15 protein-coding genes are annotated in these 15,615 nt (G+C 53.2%); 11 read left to right on the top strand and 4 right to left on the bottom strand.

The genetic code is table 11. The features are described from left to right. The first annotated feature begins 196 nt into the window (after positions 1-196). The 6 genes from AC13H5_RS13320 (at position 197) to AC13H5_RS13295 (ending at position 6,383) form a co-directional block, all read left to right on the top strand. Positions 197-1,906, top strand: a complete 1,710-nt coding sequence (locus AC13H5_RS13320; RefSeq protein WP_285800903.1) for a glycoside hydrolase family 13 protein — start codon at positions 197-199, stop codon at positions 1,904-1,906. A 127-nt stretch (positions 1,907-2,033) separates the two neighbouring features. Next, the gene (locus AC13H5_RS13315) at positions 2,034-2,453 is read left to right on the top strand and encodes a YwiB family protein (protein ID WP_214796667.1); all 420 of its coding nucleotides are present in this window, start codon (positions 2,034-2,036) and stop codon (positions 2,451-2,453) included. Beyond that, positions 2,450-2,878 carry a hypothetical protein gene (locus AC13H5_RS13310; RefSeq protein ID WP_034779296.1) on the top strand — a complete coding sequence of 143 codons (429 nt, stop codon included), beginning with the start codon at positions 2,450-2,452 and terminating at the stop codon, positions 2,876-2,878. Before AC13H5_RS13315 ends, AC13H5_RS13310 begins: the two co-directional genes overlap by 4 nt. A 46-nt stretch (positions 2,879-2,924) precedes the next feature. After that, positions 2,925-3,440 (top strand): GNAT family N-acetyltransferase, encoded by a 516-nt coding sequence (locus AC13H5_RS13305; protein ID WP_214796669.1) that lies wholly within the window; start codon positions 2,925-2,927, stop codon positions 3,438-3,440. A 6-nt stretch (positions 3,441-3,446) separates the two neighbouring features. Further along, positions 3,447-4,163 carry a hypothetical protein gene (locus AC13H5_RS13300; protein WP_034779293.1) on the top strand — a complete coding sequence of 239 codons (717 nt, stop codon included), beginning with the start codon at positions 3,447-3,449 and terminating at the stop codon, positions 4,161-4,163. A gap of 90 nt (positions 4,164-4,253) precedes the next feature. Continuing rightward, complete coding sequence (locus AC13H5_RS13295; protein ID WP_483546002.1) at positions 4,254-6,383, top strand: (Fe-S)-binding protein; 2,130 nt, start codon at positions 4,254-4,256, stop codon at positions 6,381-6,383. Positions 6,384-6,423: 40 nt separating this feature from the next. Here AC13H5_RS13295 and AC13H5_RS13290 read toward each other — a convergent pair whose 3' ends face one another. Beyond that, positions 6,424-7,722, bottom strand: coding sequence for a methyl-accepting chemotaxis protein (locus tag AC13H5_RS13290; protein WP_483546001.1), 1,299 nt, complete (start codon positions 7,720-7,722; stop codon positions 6,424-6,426). A gap of 173 nt (positions 7,723-7,895) precedes the next feature. Between AC13H5_RS13290 and AC13H5_RS13285 the strand changes: the two genes are divergently transcribed. The 5 genes from AC13H5_RS13285 (at position 7,896) to AC13H5_RS13265 (ending at position 13,164) form a co-directional block, all read left to right on the top strand. Then, complete coding sequence (locus AC13H5_RS13285) at positions 7,896-9,215, top strand: hypothetical protein (RefSeq protein WP_483546000.1); 1,320 nt, start codon at positions 7,896-7,898, stop codon at positions 9,213-9,215. Between the two features lie 80 nt (positions 9,216-9,295). Beyond that, the gene (gene rpoE, locus AC13H5_RS13280) at positions 9,296-9,775 is read left to right on the top strand and encodes a DNA-directed RNA polymerase subunit delta (RefSeq protein WP_021066088.1); all 480 of its coding nucleotides are present in this window, start codon (positions 9,296-9,298) and stop codon (positions 9,773-9,775) included. A 234-nt stretch (positions 9,776-10,009) separates the two neighbouring features. Then, positions 10,010-11,605 (top strand): CTP synthase, encoded by a 1,596-nt coding sequence (locus tag AC13H5_RS13275; protein WP_034779284.1) that lies wholly within the window; start codon positions 10,010-10,012, stop codon positions 11,603-11,605. A gap of 136 nt (positions 11,606-11,741) precedes the next feature. Further along, complete coding sequence (locus tag AC13H5_RS13270; RefSeq protein WP_483545999.1) at positions 11,742-12,572, top strand: TVP38/TMEM64 family protein; 831 nt, start codon at positions 11,742-11,744, stop codon at positions 12,570-12,572. A gap of 43 nt (positions 12,573-12,615) precedes the next feature. After that, positions 12,616-13,164 (top strand): GNAT family N-acetyltransferase, encoded by a 549-nt coding sequence (locus tag AC13H5_RS13265; protein WP_483545998.1) that lies wholly within the window; start codon positions 12,616-12,618, stop codon positions 13,162-13,164. 14 nt (positions 13,165-13,178) lie between these two features. Here AC13H5_RS13265 and AC13H5_RS13260 read toward each other — a convergent pair whose 3' ends face one another. The 3 genes from AC13H5_RS13260 to AC13H5_RS13250 all read right to left on the bottom strand — a co-directional run bounded on the left by AC13H5_RS13260 (position 13,179) and on the right by AC13H5_RS13250 (position 15,556). Beyond that, positions 13,179-13,847 carry a helix-turn-helix transcriptional regulator gene (locus tag AC13H5_RS13260; RefSeq protein ID WP_214823354.1) on the bottom strand — a complete coding sequence of 223 codons (669 nt, stop codon included), beginning with the start codon at positions 13,845-13,847 and terminating at the stop codon, positions 13,179-13,181. 114 nt (positions 13,848-13,961) lie between these two features. Further along, entirely contained in the window at positions 13,962-14,174 is a 213-nt protein-coding gene (locus tag AC13H5_RS13255; RefSeq protein ID WP_034779277.1) for a hypothetical protein, read from the bottom strand. 266 nt (positions 14,175-14,440) lie between these two features. Next, a complete protein-coding gene (locus AC13H5_RS13250; RefSeq protein ID WP_233004765.1) occupies positions 14,441-15,556 on the bottom strand; it encodes an NADH-dependent flavin oxidoreductase in 1,116 nt (371 codons plus the stop codon). Positions 15,557-15,615: the final 59 nt, after the last annotated feature.

The raw sequence follows: 15,615 nt of genomic DNA, 5'->3' as shown, positions 1-15,615 counted from the left end.
ATTTCATTTCAAATTCGTGTAGGGTACACGATGAGTAAGCTGTTGAAAACATCTTTGTGTCGTGGAATGATTTTTGGTAAGATAAACTTACTGCAATCGTGCAAACGATTGCGCTAACGAGATAAAGAGACAACAGCACTGATATTAGTATATAGGATGCGCAGTGAGTTTAGGGACAAGGGAGTATCATTGACACATGCAACTTTTACAACGTGACCAACACACACAAACGAAAACACTGAAACGAAACTGGTGGAAAGAAGCTGTCGCTTATCAAATCTACCCGCGCAGTTTTTATGATGCGAACGGGGACGGGATTGGCGATATTCAAGGCATCATCGACAAACTCGATTACTTGAAAGACCTCGGCGTCGACGTCATTTGGATTTGTCCGATGTACAAATCGCCGAATGATGACAACGGCTATGACATTAGCGACTATCAAGCCATCATGGACGAGTTCGGGACGATGGAAGATTTCGACCGTCTGTTGACGGAAGTCCATGCGCGCGGCATGAAATTGCTGTTAGACCTCGTCGTCAACCATACGTCGGATGAGCACCCATGGTTCATCGAATCGAAGAGCTCGAAAGACAATCCGAAGCGTGACTGGTACATTTGGCGTGACGGCAAACCCGACGGCTCGAAACCGAACAACTGGGAGTCAATTTTTGGCGGGTCGGCTTGGGAGTTTGACGAGACGACGGAACAATACTTCTTGCACGTCTTCTCGAAGAAACAGCCGGACCTGAACTGGGAGAACGCCGAGATGCGCCAGACGGTGTACAACATGATCAACTGGTGGCTCGACAAGGGGATTGACGGTTTCCGTGTCGATGCAATCAGCCACATCCGCAAACACCCGTCGTTCGGCGACTTGCCGAACCCGGAAGGCCTCGACTTCGTGCCATCGTTCGAGATGCATATGAACGTCGACGGGATTCACGGTTATTTAGAAGAACTTCGCGACGAGACGTTCAACAAGCACGACATCATGACGGTCGGCGAAGCGAACGGCGTCTCGCCTGACGATGCCCACCTTTGGGTCGGCGAGAAGGAAGGCAAGATGAACATGGTGTTCCAATTCGAACACATGGGTCTCTGGCGTGAAGACGCCGAGTCGAAGCTCGACGTCGTCCACTTGAAGAACGTCCTCACGAAATGGCAAAAAGGCCTCGAAGCGGACGGCTGGAACGCCCTTTACGTCGAGAACCATGACCAAACGCGGACCGTGTCATCATGGGGTGATGACGAGCGCTATTGGAAAGAAAGCGCCAAGTCGATTGCGATGATGTATTTCCTCATGCAAGGGACGCCGTTCATCTATCAAGGCCAAGAGATCGGCATGACGAACGTGAAGTTCGACTCGATTGACCAGTACGATGATATCGCGACGCGCAACCGGTATTACATCGGTCTCGAGAACGGCAAGAGCCATGACGAGATGATGGACATCACGTGGAACTCGTCACGTGATAACACGCGCACACCAATGCAGTGGAGCGATGCCCCGAACGCGGGCTTCACGTTCGCGGAGACGCCTTGGTTCGGCATCAACCCGAACTACACGGACATCAACGTCGGCGCCCAGCTCGAAGACGACGACTCGATTCTCAACTTCTATAAAGAGATGATTCGTCTTCGCAAACAAGATGAGACGTTCGTCTATGGAACGTATGACATCGTCTTGCCGGAGCACCCAGAGATTTACGCGTACACACGCACGCTTGGTGACTCGCAATACCTCGTCATGACGAATTTGACAGGAAAAGAAGCCATCTTTGCGACGGAGATCACGCTTCGCTCAGAAGACGTCGTCTTGAAAAACATGCCGCTCGAGCCGCATGACGAGACGACACTGCTTCATTTGAAGCCGTTCGAAGGTCGCGTCTATAAGCTAAGTTGATTCAAAGACAGGGGGAACCCTGTCTTTTTTGTAGTGTGAACGGTCCGCGAACCGGGAAAGAAAAAGTTACCGATTCCGGACCATTCGCGAGATATGGTACGATGGGACAGCGGAAAGGGGAATCACCATGGCAATTGAACCGAAACGCGTACGTGTGCGCCAAAAGACAATGATCAGTGAAATCGAGGAGCCGATTGAGCTGCAAGCCGACGGGCTCTATTATGAATTGAAGACCGGCTTCGTCTTGACGTTCGATCAAGAACGAGAAGACGGCGTCGTGCCGACAACGATCAAATATACGACGGGCCGGCTCGCACTCATCTGTAAAGGACCGATTGAGATGAATCATTCCTTTATTGAAGGGCGCTTGACCCAAAGCCTATATAAAAACCCATACATGTCGATGACGATGGCGACGACGACGGAGCGGCTCGATGTCGCGGACGGACGTTGTCGCTTCGCCTACGAGTTGTCGATGAACGATGACTTGGCAGGTAACTATGTAGTCGACGTCACGTGGACGTTTGAAGGAGGAGACGAAGCATGAACTTTGCAGAACGCGTGAGAAAGATTGAAGAGATGTTGAACGAGGATTGGTTCGAGATGCTCGAGACGAATGAGGACGAATATGAAGAGTGGCGCGGCCGCCTCGAGGACCACGCCGAACAGGTCGTCGGGCACTACGATAACGAGACCGGCGTCGATATGGACTCGGTCGATAAATTGCTCCAATTGAACGATGAGTTCCCGCTTCTTTATGGGGAAGACACGGTCCGGCTCTATATTGCCTTGATCGAGGCGCGACCGGAAGATAGATCGGTATACGACCGCTACATCGACTACTTGGCGGCGATCGGTGACGCGACGCACGAGGAGTTTTTACGGTTCCATACGCTCGTCGAAGCGGGCCGTCTTGACGAGGCACGTGAGCTCGCCCCGCAGATGCCAAAACGATTAGGACTCGAAGATTAAGGCCGCTTTGCGGTCTTTTCTATACATAAAAATAGGGGGAAGCGTTATGTTGCGACTAGTGAAGACATCCATGGAGCAGGAAGCGAACGTGCTCGATTTTTTAAAGGAATGGCGGGAACGCTCCGAGACGATCGTCCCAAACGCCGTCGACCGCGACGCGTCCGATTTTGCGACGTACGTCAAAGAAATTCGTGATAAAGAAGTACGGGTGAACAACGTCAGTTGGGTGCCGAGCACGACGTATTGGCTGACGGATGGGGACGAGTTGCTCGGGGCGGCGAATATCCGTCACGAATTGAATGACAACCTCCTCAACTTTGGGGGACACATCGGGTACGGCATCAAGCCGAGTGCCCGCGGACGTGGTCTCGCTACGAAACAGCTCGAGCTCGCACTCGAGAAAGCGAAAGAACTCGGGATCGAGCGGGCGTTGATTACGTGCGACCGGACGAACGAAGCGTCACGCCGAGTCATTTTGAACAATGGCGGCGTGCCGGACACGCCGTTCACAGCGGAAGGCGGGAAAATTGTCGAGCGGTTTTGGATTGAACTGAAGGGGTGACATGAGATGGCGAACTGGATCGTGGTCTATTTAGCGCTCATCAATTTTTTCGGAATTTATCTGTTTCCGCGAGACCGGGTGCCGTCTCAAAAATGGTTCTCGTTTTCGAGCGGGATCGCCATCACATACTTTTTCATGTATCTCTTGCCGTCCTTGAACAAGCGGCAAGACACGCTTCAAGTCGATTGGCTCGACCTGGCCTTGCCGTCGGAGATTTATGTCATCAGCCTGCTCGGTTTCACCGTCTTTTACGGGACGATGCGTGTCGTCCGAACGCCCCATTTCAAAGACGAGACGATTGACCAAAACGTGTCGTATTGGCTCCAAGTGACGCTGTTGACGGCATATATGTCGTTCTCGGCTTACGTCGTCACGGCGTCATCCGTCACGTTCGTCGCACGCAGCTTCTACGCGACGGCGCTCGGCGTCCACTTCCTCGCCGTCGGCCACGACTTGTATCGCCATTACGGGGAACGGTACATCCGGCAAGGGCGTTATTTGTTGAGCGGTGGGATTCTTGCCGGCGGTTTCTTCTCCCGCTTGATCGACCTCGCCTCGCACGTCGAGGCCATCTTGTTCGCGTTCGTCGCCGGGGCGATGATTCTGAATATCGTCAAGTTCGAGCTCCCCGCCGACCGCAACCTCCACTTCCGGACGTTCGTCCTCGCGGTCGTCGGGTATGGCGGCATCCTCTTATTCTTGAAGCATGTGCTCAATTTTTGACCCCTTCGATAAAAATGAATGACTGTTCATTCATTGTTTGATATACTGAACTCAAGATTGAATCCGTTTTCATAAGGGGGAGTTTTGGGGATGTCTACATTTTTAATCGTCAACTGGATTCTATTCTTGCTCGTCCTCGGCTATGGACTATATTTGTTCGCATCGTTGGTGTACCAGCGCTATACGTTCATCAAGCTCGGGAAAAAGGCAGAGTGGAGCCAAACGAATAAGGAACGGCTTGAACAGGTCATGATCAACGTGTTCGGCCAAAAGAAACTGTTGAAAGACAAGAAGAGCGGCATCATTCACGTCATGATGTTCTATGGGTTCATCCTCGTCCAGTTCGGGGCCATCGACTTCATCTGGAAAGGGCTGGCCGTCGGGACGCGTTTCCCGCACATCCCGCTCGGTCCGCTCTATCCGATTTTCACGTTCATGCAAGAAATCGTCATGCTCATGATTCTCGTCGCGGTCGTTTGGGGATTCTACCGCCGTTACGTCGAGAAACTCGTGCGTTTAAAACGAAACTTTCTGGCCGGTCTCGCCCTCATCTTCATCGGTGGGTTGATGGTATCGGTCTTGTTCGGGAACGGGTTCTATCTCGTCTATAAGGAAGAGCTCCCGATGTGGGGCGAACCGGTCGCGACACTCATCGGTTCGGCGTTCGCTTGGGTACCGGGAGGCGTCGCCTTCGCCTTGTTCGTCGTCTTCTGGTGGCTTCACCTCTTGTTCTTGCTCAGCTTCATGATCTATATCCCGCAAGGCAAGCACGCCCATTTGATTGCCGGGACGCTCAACGTCTGGCTCGGACGGACGCACCAAGTCGGTCGTCTCGCACCGGTCGACTTCTCAGCGATGGAAGAGGCCGAGGAGTCGGATGAAGAAATCGTCTTCGGCGTCAATAAGATCGAAGACTTCAATCAAAAACAACTCGTTGACTTGTATGCCTGTGTCGAATGCGGACGCTGTACGAACGTCTGCCCGGCGACCGGGACTGGTAAAATGTTGTCGCCGATGGATCTCATCGTCAAACTGCGCGACCACATGAACATGAAAGGAGCCGCCATCACGCGTAAATCGCCGTGGGCACCGGCGCTCATGTTCCAAAACACGCAAGGGGCCGAGATCGCGGCCGCGGCTCAAGACGGGCATATGCTCGTCGCCGACGAGTTGATTGGCAACGTCATCACCGAAGAAGAGATTTGGGCATGTACGACATGTCGCAACTGTGAGGACCAATGTCCGGTCATGAACGAGCACGTCGACAAGATCATCGACCTTCGTCGTTACCTCGTCATGATGGAAGGCAAGATGGATCCTGAGGCGCAACGTACGGTCGCGAACATCGAACGTCAAGGCAATCCGTGGGGGATGAACCGGAAAGAGCGCGAGAACTGGCGCAAAGACCGGGAAGAACTTGTCATCCCGACGGCGAAAGAGAAGAAAAAGGCCGGCGAAGAGTTCGAGTTCCTCTTCTGGGTCGGGGCGATGGGCTCATACGATAGCCGCAGCCAAAAAGTCGCCCAAAGCTTTGCGAGCGTCTTGAACAAGGCCGGCGTCTCGTTCGCCATCCTCGGGAACGAAGAGAAGAACTCAGGGGACACGCCACGCCGCATCGGGAACGAGCTGTTGTTCCAAGAGCTCGCCGAGGCGAACATCAAACTGTTCGAGAAGTATGGGGTCACGAAAATCGTCACGGTCGACCCGCACGCGTACAACACGTTCAAAAACGAGTATCCGGACTTCGGACTGAGCGGTGTGAAAGTATATCACCATACCGAGCTCCTCGCCGAGCTGCTCGATACGGGACGGGTCAAACCGGACTTCTCCGTGAACGAGCGTGTCGTCTATCACGACTCGTGCTACCTCGGGCGCTATAACGGTATTTACGACGCCCCACGTTTCGTCTTGGAACGCATCCCAGGTGTCGAACTCGTCGAGGCGGAGCGGAACCGTGAGAACGGCATGTGCTGCGGCGCCGGTGGCGGTCTCATGTGGCAAGAAGAGAAAGTCGGGACGCGCGTCAACGTGGCCCGGACCGAGCAGCTGCTCGAGACGAAGCCGACCGTCATCGGCTCGGCGTGTCCGTACTGCTTGACGATGCTCTCGGACGGGACGAAAGCGAAAGAAGTCGATGAGACGGTCGGCACGTTCGACGTCGTCGAATTGCTTGATCGCTCCCTCGCTCCGATTGAAGTACCAGAACCACTCGTTCAATAACAAACAAGGCACGGTCCGCGGACCGTGCCTTGTTTTGTCGTCAGTGCATTTCGGACGTAGCTAGTAAAGAAGACGTCAAGTGCGATAAGCCTTGCGTCGTCTCGTTGATGGCTGAAATCGTCTCGACCATTTGGCCGAGGTCTTGCTTGTTTCGTTCGAACGACAGGACGTAATTGCCCATCTCGTCTTTGACGGTCGAGAAGCCAGCTTTGACGGCACCGAGTTGACGCATCGCCTCGTCGTTCGTCCGATGCATGTGTCCCATCTGGTCGAGTAGGGCGGCGATGTTCGTCTCATTCTCATGGATGAGGACGTTGATTTGGCTGCTCAGCTGTTTCGCATTCTCGGCGAGCGTGCGCACTTCGGTCGCGACGACGGCGAAACCTTTACCGTGTTCACCGGCTCGGGCCGCTTCGATTGATGCGTTCAACGCTAACAAGTTCGTCTGGTTGGCGATCTGTTCGATGCTCCGGGTCATGCTGACGATGTCTTGTGAACCGTCCTTGAGGGCGGTGATCCGTTCGAGCGAGGCATCGACGTACGTCGCCGATTGCTTGAACTCGGTCTCCATCTGTTCGATTTGTTCGCCGTTCGTATGCGTCAAGTTCATCAAATGTCGGCTCATCTTCTCCGTCTGTTCGGTCTCGGACAAGACTTGATGGGCCCGCTTGCTCGTCTCGGACATGGCGTGACCGGTCTGTTCCATCGTCGTCGCGACTTCTGTGCTGACGCGGCTCACGTCATGAAGTAGCGCCGCCCGAGCGAAGTTCGCCGATTCGATTTCATCGAGGCGGGCGTCGACATATTGTTCGGTGACGATTTGAGCGTCCAAGTTCATCGCGTGAGACAAAGCGAGGAGCGACTCAGTCATCGTGGCCGGGTCGTGTTGATACGCCTCGACGATTTTTGGGATGAGCAACGTGTTGAAGGCGGAATACGTCGCGAGGAACCAGACGACCGGTACCGAGAAGTGATGATGCGTTTGCCCCATCCGCTTGCGCATGGCGAGGAACTTGTCATCGATCTTTCCGGTCAACAGGCTACGGAAGTAGTCGGCGAATACCTTTTTCAGACGCTCACGCGTCGATGAGGCGTTGGCGAGTTGGACCATCTCGGGTTGCAACATCAAGTGGTCGAGCACGTTTTCAAGGACGTCATCTAACACCGCTTCGACGAGCGGGGCCATGTTTTGAAGTTGTTTCACTTGCGACGCCGTATAGCCCATATAATGGGTGCGTCCGTTCAAATTTGGGTCGTTTGGTTGCGCGATCGTCGCCACATCGGGAAAGCCGATCGACGCGGCATAGGCGGCAGGTTTTGCTTTACGGAACAGTGCCATGATTCATTCTCCTTTTTCTCATACAGCTAAAATAGCGTTCTCCTTTATATCGGCAAACATGTGAAAAAACTGAGAAATCGATGTGCGATGAAGCTGGTTGTTTTCGCACTAGAAGCGGGAAAGAGGAGAAAGAGAGATGGATTCGGCCATTTTTGAGAAATGAGGTGTTCCGTTTGAAGAACACGGTCATGTTATTGACGATTGTCAGTGCCCTCAGCAGTCAAATTTTGCCCCAAATCCTATTTTTATCACTTATGGCAGTGGAAGAAGGCTCAGGACGATTGATCCCGTTCATGATTTTTTACGTGGCGAGTATGTCGGGACTGCTTCTATGGGTGTATATCATCGGTCGCCTTGGCTCAAAACAGACATTTTTACTGGCGCTGACCGTCTTGGTCGCGGGCCTTGTCTGCTTCTTGTGGCCGTTTGGCTGGGCCATCGAATTGAGCGCCTTTCTTGTCGGTGTCGGATCGATCGGTGTCGGGTCGATTATGACGACGATTTTGTCACAGCTAAAGGAACTGTCCACCGCAGACGAGGCGACGAATCAGAAAGGGAGTTCGCTCCCGCTCGTACTCGCTCTCGTTGCCTGGATCATCGTTTTCTCTTATGTGTTGAGTCGATCATATGACGAGGCTGTCATCCTCTTCCTCATCAGTCTGATCCTGCCGTGGCTGTTCGTGAGAAAGTTGCCGCTCGAGAAAACGGCGACGTGGACGTGGGAGACCGGGAAGTTCGTGCTTGCCTTCATCACCGTCACCGTGTTCACGTTGGTGAGCCGTCTCCTCAGCCTGTTGGAAGGGGCGAGCGGGTACGTGGAAATCTTTTTATTGATGATTATTCTGCTCGGGTACGTCGGATGGGTATTGTTCCAGGAGCGGACGAGAACGTATGTCAGTGCGACCAAAACACGGCAAGTCCAGTTGCTCGCGTTCGTCGTTGGATTGTTCGGCGGTTGGACGTTGATTGGCGCCGTATTCGTCAGTCTGGCCCTATATTCGTTTCAAGTGCTCTTCTTCTATGTGTTCATGCCGTTCTTGGCGGGCGTCATCGGCTGGATATTATTGAACCGTGTGTTCGACGTGGCGCGTCATCCGTATTACGTCCTGCTCGCCACGTCGTTGCTATTCTTCCTCGGATTCTTGGAGCCGCTCGTGTTCATCCCGGTCTTGTTTGTGAGTGGGTACGTCCAGACGATGTATGCGAGTGCGGGTCACGTCTATCTATATGCATCGTATGGGGGCAATAAAGAGTTTGCCTCGTTGCTGCTGCAGCTATGGAAACGGTTCGGGATGGTCGTCGCGTATTCCGCGCTCATGGTTGGATTGCTCGCCTACGGCCTATATACTGGCCAGTCCGTCAATGCGGAGTTGTCCTTCAAAGTCCCACGCGATTGGATGCTCGGGGTGCTCGGTTTGACGTGGATCTTCAACGTTGGATTGATTACGCTCTATTGGTTAAGCATCCAAAAAACCGTTGAAACTTCAAAATAATTTCCTCTAGCTTTTTCATATCGGTTTTGTTTATAATGAGGAGTGATGTTTAACTAGTGACGGAAAAGGAGTGTCCTTTAATGAATAAATCGTTGATCGATTTCGTTTACGAAATTCTTCAAAAGACTGGCGAGCAACCAGTGTCATTTGATGAGATCCGTGAGCTGATCAGACAAAACTATACGTTCGCAAGTGAAGAGGAAGAGCTCGAGAAAATCGCGCAACTCTACACGGACATGAACATCGACGGACTATTCGTCAACTTGGGAGCTAACCGTTGGGCGCTTCGTGTTTGGTATCCGTTCGATAAGTCAGACGAAGATCTCGTCATCGAAGCACGCCAACGCGGTGAGCTCGATGAGTTCGAAGAAGAGATCGATGAGACAGATGAAGGCATCGTCGACATTGAAGACGACCTTGACGTCTTTGCAAAAGGTGAAGATTTTGACGCATCTGAGTTCGATGCCGAGGATGAAGCCGAAAAAGTGGAAGGCCTTGACGAGTTCGAGGACGAAGACTTGGACGACGACCTCGACCTTGAAGACGAGGATGATTTATAAGAGACCGCAAAAAGCCGGGCATTTGTCCCGGCTAGGCGTGTCTCTTTTTCTTTTTGATAGTTGAAAAAAAGAAAAAATAATGACTTGACGACTGCATCGTCTCTGACGTAAATTAGTCATGGGCTAGTTTAGCACGTAACGATGCAGCAAAAGTGTCCTCCATTTCAGTGGGGGCACTTTTGCTTTTTTTGTTTTTTCGTTTCCCGTTGTGGCATTCAAGAGAGGAGAATGATGATGACAAAGTATATTTTCGTAACAGGTGGGGTAGTATCTTCACTCGGTAAAGGGATCACAGCCGCTTCGCTCGCACGTCTACTCAAAAACCGAGGTTTGAACGTGACGATTCAAAAGTTTGACCCATATATCAATATCGACCCAGGGACGATGAGCCCGTACCAGCACGGCGAGGTGTTCGTCACAGATGACGGCGCTGAGACGGACCTTGACCTCGGTCACTACGAGCGCTTCATCGACATCAACTTGTCGCAAAACGCCAACGTGACGTCAGGTCGCATCTACTCGACGGTCTTGAAAAAAGAACGCCGTGGCGATTATAACGGGGGTACGGTCCAAGTCATCCCGCACATCACGAACGAGATTAAAGACCGTGTCTTCCGCGCCGGTCGCGAGACGAATGCAGATGTCGTCATCACAGAGATTGGTGGAACAGTCGGGGACATCGAGTCGCTTCCGTTCATTGAGGCCATTCGTCAAGTGAAGAACGACATCGGCAAAGAGAACGTCATGTACGTCCACTGTACGCTCGTCCCTTACCTTCGTGCTGCCGGTGAGATGAAGACGAAACCGACGCAACACAGCGTCAAAGAGCTTCGCAGTTACGGGATTCAACCGGATATCATCGTCCTCCGTACCGAGCACGACATCCCGGAAGATATGCGTGAAAAGATCGCCTTGTTCTGTGACACGCGCAAAGAAGCGGTCATCGAGGCACAAGACGCATCAACCCTTTATGAAGTACCGCTCAACCTTCAAAAACAAGGGATGGACCAACTCGTCAACGACTACTTCGGCTTCAACACGCCAGCTGCGGATATGACGGCTTGGAAAGAACTCGTCCATACGGTCACGCACCTCGAGAAGAAAGTGAAAATCGCCCTCGTCGGGAAATACGTTGAACTTCGTGACGCGTACATCTCGGTCGCGGAATCGCTCAAACACGCCGGTTACGCCTTCAACGCGGACATCGATATCGATTGGGTCAACGCAGAAGACGTGACGGCGGAAAACGTCGAGACGATTCTCGGGGATGCTGATGGGATTCTCGTCCCAGGCGGATTCGGAGAACGCGGAATCGAAGGGAAAATCGAAGCGACACGTTATGCCCGTGAGAACAACGTCCCATTCTTCGGGATTTGTCTCGGCATGCAGCTTGCGACGGTCGAGTTCGCCCGCAACGTCTTGAAGCTCGATGGCGCCCATTCGGCGGAGATCGATCCGACGACGGACTACCCGATCATCGACCTTCTCCCAGAGCAAAAAGATATCGAGGACCTCGGCGGCACGCTCCGTCTCGGCCTTTATCCATGTAAGCTCGAGCCAGGTACGAAAGCACATGCGGCGTACAATCAAGAGCTCGTCTACGAGCGCCATCGTCACCGTTACGAGTTCAACAACGAGTACCGTGAGGCGTTCGAGGCGGAAGGGTTCAAGTTCTCAGGAACGAGCCCGGACGGCCGTCTCGTCGAAATCATCGAGATTCCAGAGCACAAGTGGTTCGTCGCGTCGCAGTTCCATCCAGAACTCATTTCGCGTCCGGAGCGTCCACAACGCTTGTTCCACGATTTCATCCAAGCTTCACTCGGCGAGTGAGTGTCAGGTCACAGTCTCATCAGACTGTGGCCTTTTTTCTCGGGCAAAAGGCTGATACATTCCGTAGCCCCAGATGGATACATCGAGGCAGGAATCCGGGTACACTAAGAGTAGAACGGGGAGAGGGCGATGCGACATGCAGAAACGAATGATGGTGTATATCGGATACGGAGGCGCGCTCGTCGCGCTCAGCCTGTTGCCGTTCGTCGTCTTGCCGACGCTATTGCTCCCATATCAACTTGGATGGACCGGGATCGTGTTGCTCGCACTGTCGATCGGTCTGTTGCGGTCGATTCGTGAAGGGTCGAATACGTACTTGAAACAGATGCTCAAAGTCACGTTCACGTTGTTCCTATTGTTCGTCTTCGTGTATTACGTCTCGTTCGGTCTCGTTTTATACGATTCTTACGGGCTCGAGCGTCTGCTCGAACAGTACGAGGACCAGGCGATGTGGTTGTTCGCCGCCTTCAGCTTCCTGCAACCGATCGCGCTCCCGGTCCCGGAGGCGGTCAGTGTCCCGATCGGCAGTGTCGCCCTTGGGCCGCTCCGAGCGGCCTTGATTGGAAGCGTCGCGACGACGCTCGGCATTCTCGTCATGTACGGACTTGCCCGGTTCGGACGAGAACGAATCATGCGTCTCATCGATGCCGACAAGCTCGCGACGTATGACCGGTACGTGGACAAATATGGTCTCGGTGTCTTACTTGTCTTGTTCATCATTCCGATCTTGCCTGACGAGATCATTTGTCTCGCGGCTGGGTTCAGCCGAGTACCGTTCCCTCGATTCGCGTTGATTGCGATTGGGGCGAAGCTCGTCACGTCGTTCGGTCTCGCCTATTCGGTCTCGCTCGGCGAATTGTTCATCACCGGTGCGAGTCCGTTCGCCATCGTCTCGGTGACGGCGAGTCTCTTGCTTCTCATCTTGGCGCTCGTCTGGCGGAAACGGAAAAAAGGGAATTCGAACTGACAGCTTGAAAGAGTATAGCAGCACAGATAGAGAGGACGAGGGTATGATTCGTGATGAGGAGTTACTGATTCGACCAATTGAAGTTCGCGACTTGGATCGGTTATGGGAATTGATGTATAGGGATGAGGCGCCAGAATTTAAAAAGTGGGACGCCCCGTATTTTGAACATCGGGCGCAAACGTATGAGGTGTATCGTGAGAGCGCCGACGAGCACGTCGGCCGTGACGACATGTGGGTCATCGAGGTCGATGGGACCGTCTACGGGACGGTTTCCTTCTATTATGAAGACGCCGGACAGAACTGGCTCGAGGTCGGGATCATCCTCCATCAAGCCGATCGCTGGAATCGGGGCATCGGGACGCGGGCGCTCAAGCTGTGGGTCGGCCATCTGTTTCAGACGTTGCCGACGGTCCGGGTCGGATTGACGACGTGGTCGGGCAATGAGCGGATGATGAAAGTAGCCACGAAGGTCGGCATGCGACTCGAAGGTCGGATTCGTCAGGTGCGCGTCGTCGACGACGTGCGTTACGACTCGATTCGCATGGGCATGTTGCGAGAAGAATGGATGACAGAAAGCGCTAAGTCTCGGTAGAGGCTTAGCGCTTTTCATATGTGGAACAGTTGGCGGTATTGGAGCGGGGTCATTTGTTTATATGTCTTGAACGTATTGATATAGGCCGTGCACGAGGCGAAACAATATTTCTCACCGATGGCACAAATCGGTAAGTTCGTCCCGAGCAAGTCGGCGATGGACGCGTCGATGCGTCGTCGTCGAATCCGTTCGGGCACACTCTCGCCGACCTCCTGTTTGAACAGAGCCGACAAGTAATTGTTCGACAACCCGGTTTGCTGGGCGATCCACGGGAGTGACAACGTCGGTTCTTTCAAGTGGTCTTCAATCAAATGGATGGCCGTCGTGACGTTCGGATTGGTCGAGACGGGAGGGGAGAGAAACGCCATCATTTTCGTCAAATGGTCGACAATGACGGGAATGGCGTAGAGAAAATCGAGCGTCGTCGTCAGTTCATCGATTAAGGTGAGAAGTGCGCTCGTGTAATTGAGTGCGGTCTGGACGTTCGGATTATCTACCGGGATCAAGCGGATGACGTGATAGACGAGACCGCGGTAATAGAAACGGACACTCATATATTCATCCGCGACCGGGAGTTTCAGCAGGTCGAGTGTTAGCGTCTCGAGCAGTTGCTCGGCCCGAATCGGGTGGGCGCTGCGGAGCGCGCTGACGATTTGTTGGTCGAGCGTATAAAAGTTATCCACATGCTGAAAATCATCGAACAAATTTTTGTCACGATGCAGGTGATTCAGAAATTGGCGCTTGATTTTGTTTTCCACCGGATGATTCACTTCTTTCGTCGTACAGTTCGGAACTGTTTATTTATCGCGTGGAACGTTCCGCTTGGTCGCTTGTTTCAACTCGGCGATTTCTCGTGCGAGCGTTTCTTCACGGGAACGAGTGGATGATTCGAGGTGGTGTTCGAGTTCCTTGCTTTTTTGTCGATACGTTTCAGCGATTTGTTTCGTCCGCTGTTGGTGTTGATTGAGCTGTTTGTTGTACGCATCGAGATCGATTGGCTTTTTTGTCATACATCATATGCCCCTTTCAAAAGACGGTCAAACAGACAGGCGTGGCGCAAGCGTGGCTTGTCCAGCAGTCTCATGGAGGAAACGGTTCCTGTCCTTAGCTTACGAAGGGGGAGAAGGCTTGCAAAGTTAGGTCAACACGAAAGGAGTGGTGAAAAAGATGAAAAATGTGACGGAATTGTGTCCGTGGCACATCTTATTTCTCACACCGCTCGATGGATTGGGTGGAAACAAAAAAATCCGCAGACGTGAAGTCTGCGGATCGTGGTTTATTTGACGGCTTGGTCTTTGATTGGGAACCAGCCGGCGCGTGTCGTGATGGCGTTCCAGAGCGGAGCCGGTACGGCGAGTTCGGCTTGCTTGTTCAAGTCGAGTTCGGTCTCGATTTCGTCTTCTCGGTCGTCTTTCACTTTCTCGAGCCAATCCGGGTCGATGATGAGTTCGCGGCCTAGCGCGGCGAGGTCGATGACGTTCAGTGCGTCTTCGACTTGACCTGGGCGCTGGAGCTGTCCGACTCCGATGAGCGGGATGGCACCGTTGATGCGTTTGGCGATGCGATCAATCGACCGCTCCGTCACGTTCTCGTTCCGCATTGAACCGATGTTGAAGTTCCAGAGCGAGGCGTGGAGGTAATCGAGGTTTTCTTCTAGCAACATATCGATCAATACGTCCGTATCGTCGAGCGTGATACCCGGCTCCTCGACTTCTTCCGGTGAGAAGCGGTAACCGATCAAGAAGTCGTCTGTGCCTTCGGCCGCACGTTTCACCGAGCGGATGACTTCACGCGGGAATGTGAGACGTGCGTTCACGTCGCCGCCGAAGCGGTCGTCGCGTCGGTTCGAGTGGGGTGAGAAGAACTGCTGAATCAAGTATGTGTTCGCCCCATGAATCTCGACACCGTCAAAGCCGGCCTCGATGGCACGACGTGTCGCATCGCCGAACGCCTCGATGATGGCTTCGACTTCCTCGGTCTCGAGGGCACGTGGAGTGGCGGCCCCTTCACGGACCGGTGCGACGGCACTTGCGCTTACCGGTTGTTCGTTCGGTACGAGTTCCGGAGGAGACATGCGTCCCGCATGGAAGATTTGGAGAATCGCTTTCGCGCCTTCCGCTTTTAGACTTTCGGCGAGCTGGCGCAGCCCTGGAATGAACTTGTCGTCGTTCACACCGAAAGCGTTCGGGAACCCTTTGCCGTCCTCGGTCACGTAAGCACATGCCGTGATGGCGAGTCCGACGTTCTTGGCCCGCTTCCGGTAGTAGGCGAGTTCGTGCTCTGACACTTCACCCGTCGGTTCAGACGAATAGTGCGTCATCGGCGCGAGTACGAGCCGGTTGTGGAGCTCGACGCCGTTTTTAAATTGGAAAGGTTGTAACATGCGTTTCATAAAAACTCCTCCTTGTTGGTGATACCTTGAAGTCTAGTCGTCTCTTTTCGAAATTGCGA

The organism is Exiguobacterium sp. FD-YE-25-4 (genome assembly GCF_057004685.1).
This window is presented reverse-complemented; position numbering and strand designations above follow the sequence as displayed.

What these genes read in the sequence shown, in the direction of transcription:
- AC13H5_RS13320 (WP_285800903.1), top strand. Translation starts at nt 197, where the DNA reads ATGCAACTTTTACAACGTGACCAACACACACAAACGAAAACACTGAAA.
- AC13H5_RS13315 (WP_214796667.1), top strand. Translation starts at nt 2,034, where the DNA reads ATGGCAATTGAACCGAAACGCGTACGTGTGCGCCAAAAGACAATGATC.
- AC13H5_RS13310 (WP_034779296.1), top strand. Translation starts at nt 2,450, where the DNA reads ATGAACTTTGCAGAACGCGTGAGAAAGATTGAAGAGATGTTGAACGAG.
- AC13H5_RS13305 (WP_214796669.1), top strand. Translation starts at nt 2,925, where the DNA reads ATGTTGCGACTAGTGAAGACATCCATGGAGCAGGAAGCGAACGTGCTC.
- AC13H5_RS13300 (WP_034779293.1), top strand. Translation starts at nt 3,447, where the DNA reads ATGGCGAACTGGATCGTGGTCTATTTAGCGCTCATCAATTTTTTCGGA.
- AC13H5_RS13295 (WP_483546002.1), top strand. Translation starts at nt 4,254, where the DNA reads ATGTCTACATTTTTAATCGTCAACTGGATTCTATTCTTGCTCGTCCTC.
- AC13H5_RS13290 (WP_483546001.1), bottom strand. Translation starts at nt 7,722, where the DNA reads ATGGCACTGTTCCGTAAAGCAAAACCTGCCGCCTATGCCGCGTCGATC.
- rpoE (WP_021066088.1), top strand. Translation starts at nt 9,296, where the DNA reads ATGAATAAATCGTTGATCGATTTCGTTTACGAAATTCTTCAAAAGACT.
- AC13H5_RS13275 (WP_034779284.1), top strand. Translation starts at nt 10,010, where the DNA reads ATGACAAAGTATATTTTCGTAACAGGTGGGGTAGTATCTTCACTCGGT.
- AC13H5_RS13270 (WP_483545999.1), top strand. Translation starts at nt 11,742, where the DNA reads ATGCAGAAACGAATGATGGTGTATATCGGATACGGAGGCGCGCTCGTC.
- AC13H5_RS13265 (WP_483545998.1), top strand. Translation starts at nt 12,616, where the DNA reads ATGATTCGTGATGAGGAGTTACTGATTCGACCAATTGAAGTTCGCGAC.
- AC13H5_RS13255 (WP_034779277.1), bottom strand. Translation starts at nt 14,174, where the DNA reads ATGACAAAAAAGCCAATCGATCTCGATGCGTACAACAAACAGCTCAAT.
- AC13H5_RS13250 (WP_233004765.1), bottom strand. Translation starts at nt 15,556, where the DNA reads ATGAAACGCATGTTACAACCTTTCCAATTTAAAAACGGCGTCGAGCTC.